Annotated in this window: 15 protein-coding genes; 10 read left to right on the top strand and 5 right to left on the bottom strand. The window is 71.3% G+C overall.

Going from position 1 to position 20,028, the window contains the following annotated elements; translation table 11 throughout:
• Positions 1-109 precede the first annotated feature (109 nt).
• The 4 genes from ACVW19_RS26055 (at position 110) to ACVW19_RS26070 (ending at position 3,202) form a co-directional block, all read left to right on the top strand.
• On the top strand, positions 110-1,237 hold the full coding sequence (locus ACVW19_RS26055; RefSeq protein ID WP_457462228.1) for an acyl-CoA dehydrogenase family protein: 1,128 nt from the start codon (positions 110-112) through the stop codon (positions 1,235-1,237).
• Positions 1,234-1,632, top strand: a complete 399-nt coding sequence (locus ACVW19_RS26060) for a RidA family protein (protein WP_457462230.1) — start codon at positions 1,234-1,236, stop codon at positions 1,630-1,632. The genes ACVW19_RS26055 and ACVW19_RS26060 overlap by 4 nt, the downstream gene beginning before the upstream one ends.
• A 188-nt stretch (positions 1,633-1,820) precedes the next feature.
• Complete coding sequence (locus tag ACVW19_RS26065; RefSeq protein ID WP_457462232.1) at positions 1,821-2,261, top strand: DUF6299 family protein; 441 nt, start codon at positions 1,821-1,823, stop codon at positions 2,259-2,261.
• 107 nt (positions 2,262-2,368) lie between these two features.
• A complete protein-coding gene (locus tag ACVW19_RS26070) occupies positions 2,369-3,202 on the top strand; it encodes a hypothetical protein (protein ID WP_457462234.1) in 834 nt (277 codons plus the stop codon).
• A 60-nt stretch (positions 3,203-3,262) separates the two neighbouring features.
• Here the strand turns inward: ACVW19_RS26070 and ACVW19_RS26075 are convergent, their stop codons facing one another.
• A complete protein-coding gene (locus tag ACVW19_RS26075; protein ID WP_457462235.1) occupies positions 3,263-4,324 on the bottom strand; it encodes a PucR family transcriptional regulator in 1,062 nt (353 codons plus the stop codon).
• 248 nt (positions 4,325-4,572) lie between these two features.
• On the opposite strand from ACVW19_RS26075, the gene ACVW19_RS26080 reads away from it, so the two are divergent.
• The 5 genes from ACVW19_RS26080 (at position 4,573) to ACVW19_RS26100 (ending at position 16,273) form a co-directional block, all read left to right on the top strand.
• Entirely contained in the window at positions 4,573-4,953 is a 381-nt protein-coding gene (locus ACVW19_RS26080) for a hypothetical protein (protein WP_457462237.1), read from the top strand.
• 243 nt (positions 4,954-5,196) lie between these two features.
• Positions 5,197-7,242 carry an SPFH domain-containing protein gene (locus ACVW19_RS26085; protein ID WP_457462239.1) on the top strand — a complete coding sequence of 682 codons (2,046 nt, stop codon included), beginning with the start codon at positions 5,197-5,199 and terminating at the stop codon, positions 7,240-7,242.
• 76 nt (positions 7,243-7,318) lie between these two features.
• A complete protein-coding gene (locus ACVW19_RS26090) occupies positions 7,319-12,274 on the top strand; it encodes a DNA repair ATPase (RefSeq protein ID WP_457462241.1) in 4,956 nt (1,651 codons plus the stop codon).
• A gap of 186 nt (positions 12,275-12,460) precedes the next feature.
• Positions 12,461-13,255 carry an SGNH/GDSL hydrolase family protein gene (locus ACVW19_RS26095; protein WP_457462243.1) on the top strand — a complete coding sequence of 265 codons (795 nt, stop codon included), beginning with the start codon at positions 12,461-12,463 and terminating at the stop codon, positions 13,253-13,255.
• A 432-nt stretch (positions 13,256-13,687) separates the two neighbouring features.
• On the top strand, positions 13,688-16,273 hold the full coding sequence (locus ACVW19_RS26100) for a GmrSD restriction endonuclease domain-containing protein (RefSeq protein ID WP_457462244.1): 2,586 nt from the start codon (positions 13,688-13,690) through the stop codon (positions 16,271-16,273).
• 70 nt (positions 16,274-16,343) lie between these two features.
• Here ACVW19_RS26100 and ACVW19_RS26105 read toward each other — a convergent pair whose 3' ends face one another.
• A complete protein-coding gene (locus ACVW19_RS26105) occupies positions 16,344-18,497 on the bottom strand; it encodes a UvrD-helicase domain-containing protein (protein ID WP_457462245.1) in 2,154 nt (717 codons plus the stop codon).
• A gap of 131 nt (positions 18,498-18,628) precedes the next feature.
• Here ACVW19_RS26105 and ACVW19_RS26110 point away from each other — a divergent pair, with 131 nt between their 5' ends.
• On the top strand, positions 18,629-18,823 hold the full coding sequence (locus tag ACVW19_RS26110; protein WP_457462246.1) for a hypothetical protein: 195 nt from the start codon (positions 18,629-18,631) through the stop codon (positions 18,821-18,823).
• A gap of 74 nt (positions 18,824-18,897) precedes the next feature.
• Here the strand turns inward: ACVW19_RS26110 and ACVW19_RS26115 are convergent, their stop codons facing one another.
• The 3 genes from ACVW19_RS26115 to ACVW19_RS26125 are packed head-to-tail and all read right to left on the bottom strand — an operon-like array spanning position 18,898 to position 19,813.
• The gene (locus ACVW19_RS26115) at positions 18,898-19,248 is read right to left on the bottom strand and encodes a Fic family protein (protein ID WP_457462247.1); all 351 of its coding nucleotides are present in this window, start codon (positions 19,246-19,248) and stop codon (positions 18,898-18,900) included.
• Positions 19,245-19,466, bottom strand: coding sequence for a hypothetical protein (locus tag ACVW19_RS26120; protein ID WP_457462249.1), 222 nt, complete (start codon positions 19,464-19,466; stop codon positions 19,245-19,247). The genes ACVW19_RS26115 and ACVW19_RS26120 overlap by 4 nt, the downstream gene beginning before the upstream one ends.
• Positions 19,463-19,813, bottom strand: a complete 351-nt coding sequence (locus ACVW19_RS26125) for an antitoxin VbhA family protein (protein WP_457462251.1) — start codon at positions 19,811-19,813, stop codon at positions 19,463-19,465. Before ACVW19_RS26125 ends, ACVW19_RS26120 begins: the two co-directional genes overlap by 4 nt.
• Positions 19,814-20,028 lie beyond the last annotated feature (215 nt).

Raw genomic sequence — 20,028 nt, forward strand, 5'->3', positions numbered from 1 at the left:
GCGTATCGCGTTGATGACGACAGTCAACGGTTCGCGATAGCCTGACGGGGTCCACTCGGACGAGCCTCATGGCGGGCCGCATCGGGCGCGGGGAGGGAAGGAACCGGCGATGACCGCATTCTCGCTCGAACCGGAACAACTCGCCTGGTGCGAACGGCTGCGAGCCCTGGCCGCCGAGCGCCTGCGCCCGCTCGCCGAGAAGGGCGAACCGGGCCGGGTCAACCGGCCCCTCGTCGCCGAACTCGGCACCCTCGGCCTGCTGCCCCGCCTGTTCACCTCCGGCGCGCTCGACCTGTGCCTGATGCGCGAGTCCCTGGCCCACGGCTGCACCGAGGCGGAGACCGCCCTCGCGCTCCAGGGCCTGGGCGCCCACCCCGTGCACGCCCACGGCACCGAGGAGCTGCGGGCCCGCTGGCTGCCCCGGGTGGCGGACGGCACGGCGGTCGCGGCGTTCGCGCTCAGCGAGCCGGGGGCCGGCTCGGACGCGGCGGCGCTCTCCCTGACCGCCGACCCGGACGGCCCCGGCCGCTGGCGGCTCACCGGCGAGAAACGCTGGATCTCCAACGCACCCGAGGCCGACTTCTACACCGTCTTCGCCCGCACCACCCCCGGCGCCGGTGCCCGCGGCGTGACCGCCTTCCTGGTGCCCGCCGACCGCCCGGGCCTCACCGGCACCGCCCTCGACATGCTCTCCCCGCACCCCATCGGGGCCCTCGCCCTCGACGCCGTACCGGTGAGAGCCGACGACCTGCTCGGCGAGGTGGACCGCGGCTTCCGGGTCGCCATGGGAACCCTCAACCTGTTCCGGCCCAGCGTCGGCGCGTTCGCGGTCGGCATGGCGCGGGCGGCGCTGGACGCCACCCTCGAACACACCGCCGGACGCGAGGCGTTCGGCGGCCGGCTGAGCGATCTGCAGGCGGTGTCCCACCAGGTGGCCGAGATGGCCCTGCGCACGGAGGCGGCCCGCCTGATGGTGTACGCGGCCGCCACGGCGTACGACGCGGGCGCCCCCGACGTCCCCCGCCGCGCCGCCATGGCCAAGCTGCTGGCCACCGAGACCGCGCAGTACGTCGTCGACCGGGCCGTCCAGCTGCACGGCGCGCGGGCGCTGCAACGCGGGCACCTGCTCGAACACCTCTACCGCGAGGTCCGCGCCCCCCGTGTCTACGAGGGGGCCAGCGAGGTCCAACGGGACATCATCGCCAAGGAGTTGTACAAGAGCCTGGAGGACCGATGACCGCCGAGCGCGTCAACCCGCCCGACCTGTGTCCCCCGGCAGGCTTCTCGCACGCCGTCGTCGCGACCGGCTCCAGGGTGGTGTTCCTGGCCGGCCAGACCGCCCTCGACGGCGACGGCAAGGTCGTCGGCGGCACCCTGCCCGAGCAGTTCACCCGGGCCCTCACCAACCTCCTCACCGCCCTGCGCGCGGCCGGCGGCACCCCGGCCGACCTGGCCCGTGTCACCGTCTACGCCACCGACGTCGCCGCGTACCGCGTCCACGCCCGCGAGCTCGGCCGCGTCTGGCGGCGGTTGGCCGGCACCGACTACCCCGCGATGGCGGTGGTCGGGGTCGCCCGCCTGTGGGACGAGCAGGCGATGGTGGAACTCGACGGCTTCGCCCTGCTGCCCTGAGCCCCCTGCGGTCCCCGACTCCACGGTGAGGCGGGCGGTCCCCCGACGGCCGGTATCAACTCGCCACCGAAGGGGTGAGGGTCACCGCTCCCGGCCCGCTCTGCCGGTACTGGTGGTTGCCCCCATTCCTCGCCTCCGGGAGGTCCCCCGTGTCCGTGCCCCCTGCACCCCCTGCCCTCGCCTCACCCGTGTCCGCGCGTTCCGTCCTCGCCGGCGCGGCGGTCGGCGGGGCGCTGCTGCTCGGCGCCCTCGTGGCCGCACCGCCGGCGGTGTCCGCCGTCGCTCCCCAGGAGATCGTGACGGTGGACTCCGAGGGGCGGATCGCCGCCGACGGCAGCGTCGCCCTCTCCGGAACGTACCGCTGCCTGGACGCCACCGGGCCGGTCTTCGTCGGCTCCTCCGTCCACCAGGAGCCCGCCACCACGCGGTACGGCGTCGGCGGCACCCGGGCGGTGTGCGACGGTGAGACACACCGCTGGGAGAACACCGGACGCGTCCCCTCCGACGCCCTGAAGGCCGGTGCCGCCGACGTCGAGACCACCCTCATCGAGCTGCGCTCCGTCGACGGCCTCCAGCTGCCGAACTTCCACGCGGTCGAGCGGCAGACCGTCAAGCTGGTCCAGGACTGAGCAAGCGCTCCCACGCTCCGTGCTGCCGGGTCCCGGAAGGCCACCGGCGCCGTTTCTGCCGCGGGCGGGCCTGGTCCCGGGTGCGGGAAGCCCGTCATCCTGGCGGCATGGTCTCACTCAGCCACACGGTGGTGCTCGCCCCCGTTCCGCGCGCCTGGTTCGTCGACGCCCTCGCCGTTCTGGTGGAGTCGGCGGAGAACAGCCGCGCGGAGGAGGGGCGGGTACTGCTGCCGGACGGACGCACGCTGCCGGACGTGCGGCTGACCGAGGGGCGTCATCTGCGGCCCGGTGCGGTGTACGACGTGGTGCTCGACGAGAACGAGGCCGGGGCCGGGGCCGGGAACGGGGACGAGGCCGGGGTCGCGGAGGAGAAGAGGACGCCGGGGGACCCCGGGGACTCGCTTCGGATCACCGTGCGGGAGTGGGACCGGCGCCGTGCGCTGCGGCTGGGGATCGCCGTGTCCGGCGCGGACGCCGTCCTGGTGGGGGAGGGGACCCTGCGCAGCCCGGACCGGCCGCGCGAGGCCGAGATCAAGGGGAGGGCACGGGTCGACGGCGTGTGGTCCGTGCTGTCCCGGCCGACGGGCCGGGCCCGGCTGCGGCTCGACGACTGGTGGACCGCCACGGACACCGGACGGGCCCCGCGCTCCGCACCGCTCCGGGCCCGGCTGGAGTGCGGCGCCGCGCGGGCGGAACTGCGGGCGGTACCGCGGCCGGACCCCGTCGACGACGCCTGGGAGGTGGCGGTCACCGTACGGATACGGGGGCGCCGCCTGTTCCGCCCGGTGGCGGCCCTCGCCCTGCGCTTGGGCCGGCGACGACTGCAACGGGCCCTGACCGACGCCCTGGAGGACCTGGCCACGCACTGGAACGCCGAGGTGCCCCGTCTCACGGCGATGGGCCGCGACGACATCCGCCGGGAGATCCTGCCCACCCTCTGAGACGAGCGGACCTGGCCGCCCCGCGACCCGGACCAGCCGGAACCACGAACCCCACAGGAGTCACAGTTCGTTGGCCGGCCAGGCCAGCAGGCGGGCGCCGATGACCGCCGTCTGGAGCATGTAGCGGTGCGCCGGGTCCGACGGGTCGGCGCCGGTGAGTTTGTGGATGCGTTCCAGACGGTACGTCAGTGCCCGCACGCTCAGCGAGAGCCGGCGGGCCGCCTCCGCCGCGACACAACCGGAGTCGAAGTACGCGGTGAGCGTGTCGAGGAGGGGCTCGGCACCGCCCCGGGCCGTGGTGAGCGGACCGAGGGTGTTGTGGACCAGATCGGCCATGGCCTGGCGGTCGCGGGCCAGGACGGGGTAGACGAGCAGATCGGCGGCGTGCAGCAACGGCTCGTCGAGCCCCAGCCGTTCGGCTATCTCCAGGGTGCGCAGGGCCTCTTCGTAGGAGTGGACGACGCCGCCGGGCCCGGGCTGCGGGCGGCCGATGGCGATCTGGCCGCCGTCGGTGGCGGCGTGCGCCTGCTTGGCGAAGTGGATGAGCACCTCGCCGTGGTGACCCGGCGCGACGCACAGCAGCCGCCCGTCCTTGGTGGTGAGCAGGATGCTGCGGTCACCGAACCGGGCGACGAGGGCCTGTTCCACCTGCCGCGGCACGGCGTCCCCCTCGTCGTAGGCGACGGGGCCCCGGGCGACGGCGACGGCGTGCTCCTGGGACAGCCGCAGCCCGAAGCGGTCGGCGCGTTCGGCGAGCCGGCCCAGGTCGCTGCGTCCGTGGAGCAGATCGTCGATGAACTCCCGCCGGGCCGCCTCCTCCCGACGGACCGCCAGCCGCTGCGCCCGCTCGTAGCCCTCGGCGAAGGCGTCCACGGCCTGTTGGACGGCGGAGAGCGCCGCCTCGGCCGAGTCGGTGTGGCCGCGCGGCCAGGCGTCGCGTGCGGCGGTCAGATGGGTGCGCACCAGGGCACGCAGTCCGAAGCCCGCCTCCGCGGCGCGTTCCCCCAGCGCTTTCCGGGAGGCCAGCTCGTCCCGGGAGAGGCGTCGGCCGGTGGTCGCGACCTCCTCCAGGATCTGGGCATAACCTTCGAGATGCTCCTCCGGAATCTCCCGCTCCGCCACATCGCCCCTTCGTTTTTGACGCACCCTTGACGCCGTCTTGATGCGTCGTTGATGCCCTACCCGGCATGAAGACCCTAGTGAACATTGCCGGGTTCCGGCAATGCGCGGACGAACTCGGAGCGGGCAACATGGTCCGCGGGGAGCACCGCGGATGGTTCCGGTGCCCGGCACCGGCAGGCGTCGGGCACCGAACCCGAGAGGATCGGTGCTGCCGCCGGTACGAGCCGCGAACGGGGAGGGGGACGGGAATGTACATGATCGCAGAGGCCGCCACGGGCCTGCCCACCCTCCTGTTCACCGCGGCCCTCGTCGTGGCGGCCTGCTTCTGGCTGTTGGTGGCCGTGGGTGTCACCACCCCCCATGCCTTCGACTCGGACGCGGATCTCGACGCCTGGGGGATGGGCGGGGTGCCGGTCGCTCTCGCGCTCTCCCTGCTGGCTCTGTTCGCCTGGCTGCTGGCCACCGGCGCGACCGTGCTGCTGGCCGTCCACGTGCCCGACGGGTCCGCCGCGAGGTCGCTGCGTCTGCCGGTCGTGTTCGCCGCGTTGCTCGCCGCCTGGCGGCTGACCCGCTTCTTCGTACGCCCGTTGCACCGGCTCCTGCCCGACGAACCCAAGCCGTCCCGGTAGTTCCGCGGGCTCGGAGGGAACCGGGGCGGTGCGCCGCACGTGTCTCGTGACGGAGCCGCTCCACGGCTCCCGCGCAGGCCGAGCGTGCCGCGCGACCACGCCGTACGAGCCGTACGAGCTCTCTGGGTTCTCTGGGTTCTCCGAGCAGGGCCGCACCGGGGGAGGCTCCGCCCGCTCCACTTCTCGACGCCCGGCGTCGACCTGTCACTTCTGTCCGTCACAAAGCCCTGAAGGACGTGTCCCATGGATGCTGCCACCGTGGGTGTCGCCGCGCTCGTCGGCGTCTGCCTGCTCCTCGTGTTCGCCGCCCTGTTCGTCATGACCAAGCTGTTCCGCAAGGTGGAGCAGGGCAAGGCGCTCATCGTCTCCAAGATGCGCAAGGTCGACGTGACCTTCACCGGGCAGGTCGTGCTGCCGGTGCTGCACAAGGCCGAGGTGATGGACATCTCGGTGAAGACCATCGAGATCACCCGGGCCGGCAAGGAAGGCCTGATCTGCCAGGACAACATCCGCGCCGACATCCGCATCACGTTCTTCGTCAAGGTCAACAAGACCGTGCAGGACGTCATCAAGGTCGCCCAGGCGGTCGGCACCGCGCGGGCCAGCGACCGCAACACCCTGCAGGAGCTGTTCCACGCGAAGTTCTCCGAGGCGCTGAAGACCGTCGGCAAGCAGATGGACTTCACCGACCTCTACACCAAGCGTGAGGAACTGCGGTACCGGATCATCGAGGTCATCGGCGTCGACCTCAACGGTTACCACCTCGAGGACGCGGCGATCGACTACCTGGAGCAGACGCCGCTCGCCCAGCTCGACCCGGGCAACGTGCTCGACGCACAGGGCATCCGCAAGATCACCGAGCTGACGGCCATCGAGCACGTCCGCACCAACGAGGCCCAGCGCAACGAGCAGAAGGAGATCACCCGGCAGGACGTCGACGCGCGGGAGGCGATCCTGGAGCTGGAGCGCCGCCAGGCCGACGCGGAGATCAAGCAGCGCCGGGAGATCGAGACCGTACGGGCCCGGGAGGAGGCCGAGACGGCACGGGTGGTGGAGGAGGAGCGGCTCCGCGCGCAGAGCGCCTTCCTGCGCACCGAGGAACAACTCGGCGTGCAGCGCGAGAACCAGGCCCGCGAGGTCGCCGTCGCCGCCAAGAACCGCGAGCGGGTCATCGCGGTGGAGAGCGAGCGCATCGAGAAGGACCGGATGCTGGAGGTCATCGCCCGCGAGCGGGAGACCTCGCTGACCCGGATCGCCGCCGACAAGGAGGTCGAGGCGGAGAAGCGGGAGATCGCCGAGGTCGTCCGGGAGCGGGTCGCGGTGGACCGTACGGTCGCCGAGCAGGAGGAGTCGATTCTGAAGCTGCGGGCCGTGGAGGAGGCGGAGCGGCAGCGCCAGGCCGTGATCATCGCCGCCGAGGCCGAGGCGCAGGAGAAGCTGGTCAAGGACATCAAGGCCGCCGAGGCCGCCGAGCAGGCCGCCACGCACCGCGCCGCCGAGGAACTGACCCTGGCTGAGGCCCGGTTGAAGACCGCCGACCTGGACGCGCAGGCGAAGCTGCGGATGGCCGAGGCCGTCCAGGCGGAGGCCGCCGCCGAGGGGCTCGCCGCCGTGCAGGTCCGCGACAAGGAGGCCGAGGTCATCGAGAAGGCCGGCCGTGCCGAGGCCGAGGCGGCCGAGGCCCGGATGCGTGCCGAGGCCGAGGGCGCGCGGGCCAAGGCGCTCGCGGACGCGGAGGCCATCAGCGGGAAGCTCAGGGCGGAGGCGGCCGGCCTCACCGAGAAGGCGGCGGCGATGGCCGCGCTGGACGAGGCGTCCCGCGGTCACGAGGAGTACCGGCTGCGGCTGGAGGCGGAGAAGGACATACGGCTCGCCGGCCTGGAGGTGCAGCGGCAGGTCGCCGAGGCGCAGGCCACGGTCCTCGCGACCGGCCTGGAGAGCGCCGACATCAACATCGTCGGCGGGGAGTCCGTGTTCTTCGACCGGCTGATGTCGTCGATCTCCCTCGGCAAGAGCGTCGACGGGTTCGTCCAGCACTCCCGGACCGCCCAGGCCCTCGCCGGGCCCTGGCTGGACGGCACGGCGAGCTTCACCGACGACCTGAGCCGGATGCTGGGCTCCGTCTCCAGCGCCGACGTACAGCACCTGACGGTGTCCGCGCTGCTGATGCAGCTGATGAAGGCGGGCGGCGAGAACACCGGACAGCTTCAGCAACTGATCGAAAAAGCTGGGGAGTTGGGACTGGCGGACACCCCGCTGGCCGCACTGAACGGCCACGCGAGGGCCTGACGCGCCCGACCACCCCCCTCGGGAGCCGCCGCACAGGGGACGGCGGCTCCCGACCGCTCCCTCCCGAGAGGCAGCCATGAGCACCGGCACCCACGAGACGCCCGACGCCCGCGCCCACGCCCCGGCCGGCCCCGACAGCGGCCCCGCCGCCGGCTTCCACGAGTCGGTCGACGGCGGCACCTACCAGGTGCTGCGCGACCGGCTGTCCGCACAGGCCGCCGAACTGGCCCGCCGCACCGAGGCGTTGAACCGGCAGAGGATCGAGGCGTTCGGCTCCACCGAACTGCGCCTCACCGGCACCGAACGGCTGCGCACCGACCGCACGAGCGTGCCCCGCGACATCGTCGCCGTGGGCGACGTGCTCCTCTTCGGCTACGGCGCCCAGCCCCGCCCGGACACGGACACCGCCATCGGTGACGTCCTCGCCGCACACGACCGCGACCTGGGCCGGCTGTCCGACGACGCCGTGCCCGGACTCCTCGACGACCCCGCCTTCGTACGGGAGTTCGCCGCCCTGCACCGCTACTACCGCCAGGCACGCCTGCTGCGGCTGCGCCGCGTGGACGGAAAACTGCTCGCCGTCTTCCAGACCGGCGAGAAGGCCGGCGACATCCGCGTCCTGCGCTGGTCGGTGACCGAGGACGGCCGGGCCGCCTTCCTCGACGCGCGCGGCGACCGCGACCACGCGCGCACCCCGGCCCCGGACATCGAATGGATCCGCACCACCCGCGAGGACCACGTCCTCGGCCGGCACCCGCACGTCTCCGTCCAGGGCGAGGTCTTCGTCGACACCCTCGGCGGCACGCTCACCGTCAGGACGGAGAGCGACCCCGAAACCCCCGACGGCATCCACGGCGAACCGGTCGACGAACCGCTCCAGTCCCTTGCCGACGCGGAGATCTCCTACGCCCGCGTCGGCGCCCTGATCCTGCTGCGCGTCCTGCCCTACAAGGAGACCGCGCACCGCCACCTCGTCTTCAACACCCTCACCCGGACCGTCGTCCGCCTCGACGGCGTCGGACAGGGCTGCCGCCGCCTGCCCGAGGACCAGGGCATCGTGTTCCCCGGCGGCTACTGCCTGGCCGCCGGCCCTCACAAGACGTACGAACTCGACACGACCGGCATGGAGTTCGAGCGCGAGGTGCGCTCACCCAACGGCGAGGACGTGCTGTACGCCTTCCACGCGCCCGGCCGCGGCCGCGCCCTGCTGCTGTCGTACAACGTGATCCGCGAAGAGGTCGCCACCCCGCTGACCTGCCACGGCTGGGCCCTGTTCGACGACGGCGCGCTCACCCTGCTGCGGCCCGACGGCGACGACCCGGCCCGCGTCCACCCGCTCCAGCTGTGGCACTCGCCCTACGTCTCCGACACCCACGCCGCCGGCCGGCCCGTCGGCGACGGCCCCCTGGACCGGGTCGGCAACGCCGACCTCGTACGCGGCGTCTCCGACTGCCTCTCCCTGGTCCGCTCCGTCACCGAGACCACCCCGACCACCGAGGTCTACGAGGCCCTGGTCGCCGCCTGCGTCCGCACCGCGGACGCCCACCACTGGCTGGCCGACCCTGAACTCGGCGACCTGTACGCCCCGTTGGAGCAGGTGCGCGGCACCGCCGAACAGGTCCTGGCCGAGTTCGAGACCGTACGCGACCTCTCCCGCCGAGCCGCCGAAGCACTCGACGAGGCGGCCGCCCGCATCGCCTCCGTGGTACGCCGGCTGCGCGGAGAACAGCCCCGAGAGGCCACCGCCTGGGTCGCAGGACTCACCGAACTCCGCCACGCCCAGGGCCACCTGCTGACCCTGAAGGAGATGCGGTACGCCGACCACACCCGCATCGACGAACTCGCCGCCGACGCCGGGCACGACCTCGCCTCCTTCGGACAGCGTGCGGTCACCCACCTCGCCCGCGAGGACGCCTTCGCCGCCCACCACGCCGACGTCGAACGCCTCGTCGCCGACGCGGAGGCGATCGGCACCGCCGCCGAGGCGGCCCCCGTCGCCGCCCGCCTGGACGAACTCGCCGACGGACTGCGGACGGTGACCGAGGTCGTCGCCGGCCTCGACATCGGCGACGCGACCGTCCGCACCGCCGTACTGGAACGCGTCGCCGAGGCCCTCGGCGGTGTCAACCGCGCCCGCGCCACCCTCGACGCCCGCCGACGCGGCCTGCGCGACCGGGAAGCACGCGCCGGATTCGCCGCCGAGATCGCCCTGCTCGGCCAGACGGTCACCGGTGCCCTCGCCACCGCCACCGACCCCGAGTCCTGTGACGAACAACTGACCCGCGTACTGGCCCAGTTGGAGACCCTGGAGTCCCGTTTCGCGGAGTTCGACGACGTCCTCGGCGAACTCGCCGACCAGCGCACCGAGATCTACGAGGCGTTCGCCGCCCGCAAACAGAGCCTCACCGACGCCCGCGCCCGCCGCGCCGAACAGCTCGCCTCCGCCGCCGACCGGGTCCTCGCGACGATCGCCCGCCGCTCCACCACCCTCGCCGACACCGACGAGGTGAGCACCTACTTCGCCTCCGACCCCCTGGTCGCCAAGGTCCGCCGCACCGCCGGTGAACTGCGCGAACTCGGCGACCGGGTCCGGGCCGAGGAACTCGACGGACGTCTCCGCTCCGCCCGGCAGGAAGCCGCCCGCGCCCTGCGCGACCGCACCGACCTCTACGCCGACGGCGGCCGCGCCATCCGCCTGGGCGGCCACCGCTTCGCCGTCACCACCCAGCCCCTCGACCTCACCGTCGTCCCGCACGGCGACACCCTCGCCTTCGCCCTCACCGGCACCGACTACCGCAGTCCCGTCACCGACCCCGCCCTCATCGACGGCCGCCGCCACTGGGAGCGGCACCTGCCCTCCGAGTCGCCCGAGGTCTACCGCGCCGAACACCTCGCCGCCCGCCTCCTGGACGAGCACGGCCCCGGCGCCCTGAACGACGCCGACGACCTCGACGCCCTGGTGCGCCGGGCCGCAGAAGAGGCCTACGACGAGGGGTACGAGCGCGGCGTCCACGACCACGACGCCACCGCGATCCTCACCGCCGTGCTGCGCCTGCACGAGGGGGCCGGAGTCCTGCGCCACGAGCCCGCCGCCCGCGCCCTCGCCCTGCTGCACTGGACCCACGCCACCACCGCCGAGGAGCGCGCCGACCTCACCCGCCGGGCCCGCTCCCTGGCCCGGGTCCGCGACGCCTTCGGCCCGCCCCCGGCGCTCGCCGAACTGCACACCGAACTCGCCCGCACGATCGCCGACCGGCACCCCGACGCGATCGCCGGCCCACAAGCCTGCGCCGCCTACCTCTTCGACGAACTCACCACCGGACCCGACGGGTTCGTCATCAGCGCACAGGCCCGCACCCTGCTCGACAAGTTCCGCCGCACCGTCGCGACCGAGGCCTACGACGAGGACCTGCCCGCCCTCACCGCCCTCACCGCCCGCCGCCAACTCGTCGAGGCCTGGCTGTCCGCGTACGCCACCGCCACCGGCACCCACCTCACCCCCGGCGACCTCGCCGAGGCCGTCGCCGCCGAACTCTGCCCCGACCAACTCCGCCACGAGTCCGACGCACCCCTCACCACCACCGTGGAGGGCCTGCTCGGCACCCACCCCCGCATCACCGACCGGCGCCTGGTCCTCCGCCTGGACGAATTCCTCGCCCGCACCCAGGAGTTCAGGGAGCACGACACCCCCGCCTTCCGCGCCTTCCAGCGCCGCCGCACCGCCCTGGTCGACGCCGAACGCACCCGGCTGCGCCTGGACGACCACCGCCCGCGCGTGATGTCGACCTTCGTCCGCAACCGCCTGGTCGACGAGGTCTACCTCCCCCTCATCGGGGACAGCCTCGCCAAACAGCTCGGCACCACCGGCGAGTCCGCACGCACCGGCACCGGCGGACTGCTGCTCCTGGTCTCCCCGCCCGGCTACGGCAAGACCACCCTCATGGAGTACGTCGCCGACCGGCTCGGCCTCGTCCTGGTGAAGATCAGCGGCCCCGCGCTCGGCCACACGGTCACCTCCCTCGACCCGGCCGAGGCACCGAACGCCACCGCACGCCAGGAGATCCAGAAGATCAACTTCGCGCTGGCCGCCGGCAACAACACCCTCCTCCACCTCGACGACATCCAGCACACCTCGCCCGAACTCCTCCAGAAGTTCATCCCGCTCTGCGACGCCACCCGCCGCGTGGAAGGCGTGTGGGAGGGCGAGCCGCGCACCTACGACCTGCGGGGCAAGCGGTTCGCCGTCTGCATGGCCGGCAACCCGTACACCGAGTCCGGCGAACTCTTCCGGGTACCCGACATGCTGGCCAACCGCGCCGACGTGTGGAACCTCGGCGACGTCCTCACCGGCAAGGAAGAGGCCTTCGCGGCCAGCTTCGTGGAGAACGCCCTCACCGCCAACCCGGTGCTCGCACCGCTCGCCGGGCGCGACCACGCCGACCTCGACCTGCTGCTCCGCCTCGCCGAGGGCGACCCCACGGCCCACGCCGACCGGCTCACCCACCCCTACGCACCCACCGAACTGGACCGCGTCCTGGCCGTGCTGCGCCACCTGCTCACCGCCCGCCGCACGGTCCTCGCGGTCAACGCGGCCTACATCGCCTCCGCCGCCCAGTCCGACGACGCCCGCACCGAGCCGCCGTTCCGCCTCCAGGGCTCCTACCGCAACATGAACAAGATCGCCCAGCGGATCCAGCCGGTCATGAACGACGCCGAACTCACCGCCGTCATCGACGACCACTACACGGCCGAGGCGCAGACCCTCACCACCGGCGCGGAGGCGAGCCTGCTCAAACTCGCCGAACTGCGCGGCACCCTCACCCCCGCGCAGGCCGACCGCTGGGACGAGGTGAAGGCCGCCCACCTCCGCACCCGCACCCTCGGCGGCCCCGACGACGACGCCCTCACCCGCGCGGTCGCCGCCCTCGCCCTCCTCGGCGACCGCATCGCCGCCGTCGAGTCGGCCATCACCCGCGCGGCCGGCCCCCGGAGCGCCGGCCGGGGCCCCTCGGGAGATCAGAACGTCATCTGAAAGGACTGTGAATTCACTTAGATGACAGGGGTTTATCCACGCGTGAAGCCGGCCCGCCTGAATGATCATTCAGGCATTACGGGCGGCTTTTCGCCGAGGTGTTACTGACGAGTTTCAGCCCTGCTAAAAGAGTGGTTGCTTCATCAACCAACCGCTCTTTCCCCGCACTTCGAAGGGCTGACCGCTATGTCAGTGCGTTCTCTCCGGGCCTCCGTGCTGGCCTTCGTCATGGGTGCCGCAGCCGTCCTCGGCATGGCGCAGCCGGCCTCGGCGGCCGGCCACAACTACGTCGCTCTCGGCGACTCCTACTCCTCCGGCGTGGGCGCCGGAAGCTACACGTCCGAGAGCGGCACCTGTAAACGCAGCACCAAGGCCTACCCCCAGCTTTGGGCCGCCGCGAACGCCCCGTCCTCGTTCAAGTTCGTCGCCTGCAGTGGCGCGACCACGAGCAGCGTCTCCAGCGGCCAGCTGGGCGCGCTGAACACATCGACCACGCTCGTCAGCGTCACCGCGGGCGGGAACGACATGGGGTTCGCGGACGTCATGCAGGCCTGCGTGCTGCAGAGCGAGGCGACCTGCGTCAGCCGCGTCAACTCGGCCATCTCCCTCATGAACAACTCCCTCCCGGGCAAGCTCGACACGATGTACGCCAACATCCGCTCGCGCGCCCCGCAGGCCCGTGTGGTGGTCCTGGGGTACCCGCGCTTCTACAAGCTCTCGGGCAGCTGCATCGCCGGACTCACCGAGACCGAGCGCGGCGCGATCAACAACGCCTCGGACGTGATGAACGGGGTGATCGCCAAGCGGGCGGCCAACGCCGGGTTCACCTTCTCCAGCGTGGTGGACGAGTTCACCGGACACGAGCTCTGCTCGGGCGACGCCTGGCTCCACAGCGTGACGGTCCCGATCGACGACTCCTACCACCCGAAGGCCGTCGGCCAGTCGAGCGGCTACCTGCCCGCCTTCCGCACTTCGGTCTAGGCGGGGCCCGACAATCGAACGGTGCCGGGCGTGCAGGGTCCGGCACCACCCGAACCGAGCCCCCGAGCAGACCCGCTCTCCTCCCACCCCGCGCGCGACGCCCCCCCCAGATCGGCCCGCGGCGCGGACATCTGCACTCCCAGGGTGTTTCCGGCCGAACGAGGACTTGTCCTCCGACAACGGGTGCGTGATCAGGCCACCCTTTCCCTCTTGGGCTTGTCAGGCTACTGCGACCATTGACTTTGTCCACAGGTTGGACCTGGTCATTGAGTCCATGGGCGGGTGCAGGAACGCTCGGTGGCCGGGCTTTGTTGCGTACTGGAGCGGCTCGGCCGATAGTGTCAACGCTGTTGATCGAGCCGAGGGCAGAGGGCGCATCCCACGCCGATGGGGGGAGCGGAGCTGGTCCGGCACATGGTGGGGGAGAGGCGCGTGCACGCTCAGGAAACCACGTTCAAGGAGCTCGTCCAGGGCGAGAAGCAGTTCCAGGTGCCGCTCTACCAGCGCACCTACAGCTGGGAGCGAGAGGAACTCAAGCAACTCTGGGACGACGTGCTGGAGCTGGTCGAGGAGCAGCTGGAGGGCAGGGCTCCCGCGACCCATTTCCTCGGCTCCGTGGTGCTGGCCCCGGGAAGGATCACCGCGGGAGGCATGCAGCGCTGGCTCGTCGTCGACGGACAGCAGCGGCTCACCACTCTCATGCTGGCCCTCACCGCCCTGCGAGACCGTTACCGTGAGCGCGGCTCCGAGCGGGACGCCGACCGCATTCACGACCTCGTGCTCGTCAACAGGTACCGCAACGGCGACGACCACTACCGCCTCCTGCCGACGCAGGCGGACCGCGAAGCCTTCACCGCGTGTGTCGAGAACACCCCCAAGGCCGGCGGCCCCGGCAATGTGGGCGCCGCCTACCGCTTCTTCCTGGCCGCCTTCACCGACGGCGAGGAGAACGGCGGCGAAGCGTGGACGGGCGCGGTGGAAACCGTCCTGAGCAGTCTGCTGTCCATCGTCGAGATCACCGCGGCCGAAGGCGACAACGTCTACCGCATCTTCGAATCGATCAACAACACCGGTGTCGGCCTCCGACAGAGCGACCTGCTGCGCAACTACCTCTTCATGTGCCTGCAGACCCGGGGCGAGTCCGTCTACCGCAACCACTGGCTGCCCATGCAGGAACTCCTCGGGCCCGACAACCTCGAACTGCTCGTCTGGCTCGACCTGGTCGTGGCCGGTAACAGCCGGGCCAAGCAGAGCGAGATCTACCGCGACCAGAAGAAGCGCCTGGAGCCGCTGAGTACCGACGAGGCGGCACTGGAGGCCGAGATCGCCTCCCTCGCCCGGCGGGCCGAACGGCTGATGCACATCCTGGAGCCCCGGCGGGAACCGGACCCGGAGCTGCGCGAGGTGCTGGAGCGGCTGTCCCGTTGGGGCGGCCAGACCCACTACCCGCTGGCGCTCCAGCTCCTCGACCGCGTCGACGACGGACGGGCCACGCCCCAACAGGCGGCCCGAGCGCTGGCCTATGCCGAAAGCTACATGGTGCGACGCCTCTTGGCGGGTCTGTCCACCACGGGTAGCAACCGGGTCTTCATGGAGATGCCCAAGGAAGTGGAGAAGGACGACGACCCGGCGGACGCCGTACGCCGCTTCCTGTCGCGGAACAGGACGGGGGCACGCGTCTGGCCCGGCGACGAAGCGCTGCGCGAGGCGGTCCGCACCCGCCCCTTCTACAAGGCGGGCCGCAGCAACCAGCGTTTCCAGGTGCTGCGCCGATTGGAGGAGAGCTACGGCGGCAGTGAGCCCGTCGACTATGCCAAGGCATCCCTCACCGTCGAGCACGTGCTGCCGCAGAGCCCGGCCCAGCAGTGGTACGACCTTCTCGCCGAGGATGCCGAGGACGGCCAGAGTCCGACCGAACTTCACGCCCTGCTCGTCCACACCCTGGGCAACATCACCCTCTCCGCGGACAACGCGCGCCTGTCGAACCACCCTTTCCGCCGCAAGCAGGAAATCCTCGACGCCAGCGCCCTGCGCATGAACCAGCGGATCGCCGCCGAGGAACGGTGGGGGAGGACGGAGATTCTCGCCCGCGCCGACGAACTGGCGGACAGGGCAGTGCGGTTGTGGCCCGGTCCCGCCGAGGAAGTCGTCCAGGCAGAGGACGAGTGGGCCGGCTGGAAGGAGCTCCGGGCCGTGCTCCTCGCCATGCCGGCCGGTACGTGGACGACGTACGGCGATGTGGCCGCACTCATCGGCACCCATGCCGTCCCCGTGGGCCAGCACCTGGCGACCAAGGTCGGCCTGCACGGCGCCTACCGCGTGCTGACGGCGGACGGCCGTGTCTCGGCGGGCTTCCGGTGGCCGGACGGCAAGGAGTCCGGCGATGCGCGAACCCGCCTGGAAGCGGAGGGCGTTCCCTTCAACGACGCGGGCCGGGCCCGCCGATCCCACCGGCTGACCACCGCCGACCTGGCGGCCCTGGTCGGCAAGGACACCGCTGATGAGACCGTGCCGTCCGAGCAGGCTGAAGACGAACAGCAGCCGAGGGCAGACCGGTTCGAGGCGCAACTGCGCGACAATCAGACCGAGGAGACCGTGCATGGCGTCCTCGGCGTGCTGCGTTCCTGGGAGCAGCAGGGGGGCCACCTTGCTTACGGCCGGGCCGACGAGACCAGTTGCTTCCCGATGGTGCGGTTCGGCGACACGCGTGATACCGCCCGCGCGCTCTGGCCGCTGGCGATCTATCCGGTCGCGGGCACCGTCGAAGTGGTCTTCCAGCACTTGAAGCGGCGTCCCCCGTTCGACGACGAGCCCCTGCGCCGTGAGCTGATGACCCGGCTGAACGGCATCGAGGGCGTCGACCTGGCCGAGGCCAAACTGGACCTGCGTCCGTCCTTCCCGCTGGAGGTCTTCTCCGGGCACGGTGAGGAGATCCGCGGGGTGCTGGAGTGGTTCGCGCATACCGCCGCGCTGGCCGAGGCCCGCCGCATGGTGGACGAGGGCCCGGACACGTTCTGACGCTCGACGTTCCCCTCAGGCGCGTGGGGCCCACGGTTTCCCGGGTCCCACGCACGTCGAACACGAGGTGCTATTGGCCCGGGCCGCCGATGACAGGCGCCAGGAACGGGCTCGGCGCCCCGTGCCAGGACACCCGCAGCGCCTCCCGCGCCCGCGTGCACGCCACGAACAGCACGCTCAGCTCGCTGTTCACGTCCTCCTGATGCTGCTGGGCGTCGACGTCCACCGGAGTCACGGCGAACTTCATCGGAACCGTGCCGTCCATCACCCCGGCCACGGCGACGCAGCGGAACTCCAGCCCCTTCATCCGGTGCATGGTCCCGATCCGCACCCCCGCACCACTGCGCCCGGCTCCCAGCACAACGGCGGAAATGCCGGCGCGCTCCAGGGCCTGGGCGATGTCCCGCCCGAACTGGATGAACCGCACCGCGATGCCGATGTGTTCCGCCTCCACACCCGAGGCTGCCCACTTCTCCACCTGGGCCACCAGCGCCGCCATCTCCTCAGGCTTCGTCGCGTGGCCCGCGGTCTTGGGCCGTTCGCCGTGCATCGTGGAGCGGTAGCCGGCCAGAGTCTCCTTCCCATCGTCCATGTCGTCCGGTTTCTCCCCGATCAGCAGCGCCGTGGACCAGGTGAGAATCTCCTGTGTGGTGCGGTAGTTGACCCGCAGCCGGTACGAGCGTCCGACGACCTCGATGCCGAGCGAGCGAAGCGAGACCCGGTTGCCGTAGATGCGCTGGTGGGTGTCCCCGGCGAGGAAAAGGTCGTCGGCGCCGGGGTCGACGAGGGCCCGCAGGAACCGCCATTGGGCGGGGTGCAGATCCTGCGCCTCGTCGACCACGACGTGCCGGAAGGGCCGCTCGTCGCGCCCCTCCAGGACACGCGCCGCCGCGGCGCACACCTGCAGGAAGGTCCACTCCCCGGCCTGACGCAACTGCTCCTCGAAAGCGGAGACCGCACGCCACACCTGCAACCGTTTCAGCGGCCCGAGCCCGCTGCCGCGGCCCGTCCGCAGCACTTTCAGGTACTCCTCGGGCGTGGCGATGGTGTGCGCGAGAATGACGTGCCGCCACTCCTGGTCGAGGAAGACGTCCGTGAGGTCGAGGTTCAACCGCCGCGCGATCCGCGCCCACCGTGCGGTGATCTCCTTCTGGTCGAAGACCAGCTTGAGCGGTCCGCCGCCGCGGTCCGCCCGTACGATCTCGTTGGCCAGGGCGTCGACGTTCACCACCCGGATCTTCGCGCGGACGGCATCCTCCGTGATCAGTAGCTCCACGCAGCGCTGCAGTTCGGCGGCCAGGTCCTTCGTGTAGGTCGTCAGCAGCACGCAGCCGTCGGGTGCGTCGGCGGGCAGGTGCCGCGCGAGGTGGTACGCCCGGTGCAGCGCGACGACGGTCTTGCCGGTGCCGGGCCCGCCGGTGACCCGCGCCGAACCGGCATAGCTTTCCTGGTAGGCCACCCGGTACTGGCTCGGGTGCAGGAAGACCCGCCAGGCGTCGAAGGGGCGCTGAAGGATCTCCAGCAGTTCGTCGGCTCCGGAGACGAGGGCGATACGGCCGCGCGAGCGGGCCATGGCGGTACCCAGCTCGTCACCCTCGGAGGGGCGGGCGCTCTGCGGGACGGTCCGGGCGTACGCCTGCACGAGTTCGCGGTCGATCTCCTCGGGCTTCATACCGGTGGCGAGCCCGAGCAGCACGTCGTACTGCTGCTCGGGAAGCACCTTGTGCAGCGCCTCCAGGTGGGCCTCGTCGGGGACCAGCCGGATGATCGGCAGGATCTCCTCGTCCACGCCGAGGCTGCGCAGCACCTTGTCCGGATACGCGGAGGCGGGGAACAGGCGGGACGGCTCGTCGGCGGCCAGCGCGCGCAGTCCGGCCGTGGCCCGCTCCAGCGCCACGTCGTTGCGTATCTCGATGCCCTGGGTGGCCTCGTTCACCGAGGCACGGTGCTTGGTCGCCCAGTCGTTGGCCTTGTCGTGCGGGAGCACCTTCAACAGCAGATAGCTGTCGCCGGACTCCGCCTTGAGGACGACACCGCGCCAGAAGCCGGTGATCCGGATGGTCCGCAGCCGCGGATCCTTCTGGTGCGTGAGCTTCTCCAGGTGCAGTCCCGCGTGCGTGGCCGCGGCGAACTTCTCGAACACCTCGAAGACGCGTTTCTGGACGGGTTTCTCCAGCGCGGCGAACTCCATCAGAAAGTCCCGGTGCATTCCCAGCGTCGCCATACACGCCCCCTCCGACCGGCCTCTCCATGAATCACGATCACTTTACTGACCGACGCCGACTGGGAAGACCGTTCCGTCATTGCGGCGGAGTGAGTGCGGTAGCGGCATACCCCCTCTCCGACCTGGAGGCCATGCTCATCACGGGTGGTGATGACGAAACGGTCCGGTTCTGGCACTGCGACTCGGGGACCGAGGCGCTGGCGATTCCCCTGGGGCTTCATGTGCACGATGCCGCCGTTGTCGATGGGGAGCTGGCTCTGGCCACTGCGGAAGGCCTGCTGCAAGTGAGCCTCGAAGCGGCGTCCAACCTTGCTGGTACGTTCTGAGCCGTGCTTCCCCGGACCTGCTCGTACTGCCACCCTGACGTAACCACGCGGCCAGGGCTGGCTGCGCAAGGGCGTCAGTTCGTGGTCACGAGCTCGTCAAGCAACCGCTCCAACAGGTCGTTGTCACCAAGGAAGCTCTTCACCGAGGCGTCCTCGTTGCGCTGGGGGTTCATGCCCGACCAGTTCAGGTCGTATCCCGCGTCGGCGCTGAGCTGCGTCAGGAACGCCCGCTGGGCACGGCCGTTGCCCTCGCGGAACGGGTGGAGGACGTTCAAATCGCCGTACAGTTCGGCCAGTCGGATGACGAATTCCTGGCGGGGAAGATCCCGCAGATGGCCGGAGGAAGCGAGACGGCCGAAGACCTCTCCGGCGTAGGGCACGAGATTTCTCGCCGGGCAGAGCGGCGTGCGCTTGGCGATGTTCACGGTGCGTAACTCGCCTGCCCATGGACAGATGTCGCCGAAGACCGTGGCATGGAAGCCTGGAGATGGCCGAGGTCGTACGCGCCGGGTAGGGGGCGTTCGGCGAGCATGACGAGGCGCGCCCGGGTGATGTCCGCCTCCGCTGCCGCGAGCAGCCGAGGGTCGGTGATGCCGAGCTTGTTGCGCAGCACGCCGTTGGGCATGGCGTACGGATCGTTCACCCTGCCCGCCGCTGCGAAGTCGGTCGGTGGCGGGCGATCGCGCGAGCGACAAGGGTGTCCGCGTCGAGGTCACCCTTTACGTACTCCTCGGTGTCCCGGTCGGAGGCCTCGGAGGCGTAGAGCCCCTCGGCCTGGATGGAGCCGGTGGCCGAGGCGGCAGCCGCACGCCGTGCCGCTCGGCCGCTCAGCGCCTCGAAGGCCTCGACGGACAGAAGGACGCCCTGGGGCTTGCGGTGGGCGCCGATCAGGACCGGGTCAGCATCCGCGCCGGACTCCGACAGGTCGGTCAGGATCCGCGACAGTCTCGCGCGCGCGTCGCTGACGGTCACGACCTCGGGGATCTCCACGCTGTCACCGTACCCATAGAGAGGCTTGATTCTGTACAGATTCTAGTACGGATTCCGATGGGATGCGCGGTGTGGCGAGGATGTGGCCCGTCGTGTCGGCCGACCTTGAGGACTGTCGTGAACTCACCGAATCCAGAGTGCGCAGAAACCCGGAAGCCGGCGTGTTCGTCATCGGCGGTGCCGCTCCGCAGAGAACCGCCGAACACATCCGGGAA

The sequence above is a fragment of the Streptomyces sp. TE5632 genome (assembly GCF_054061295.1).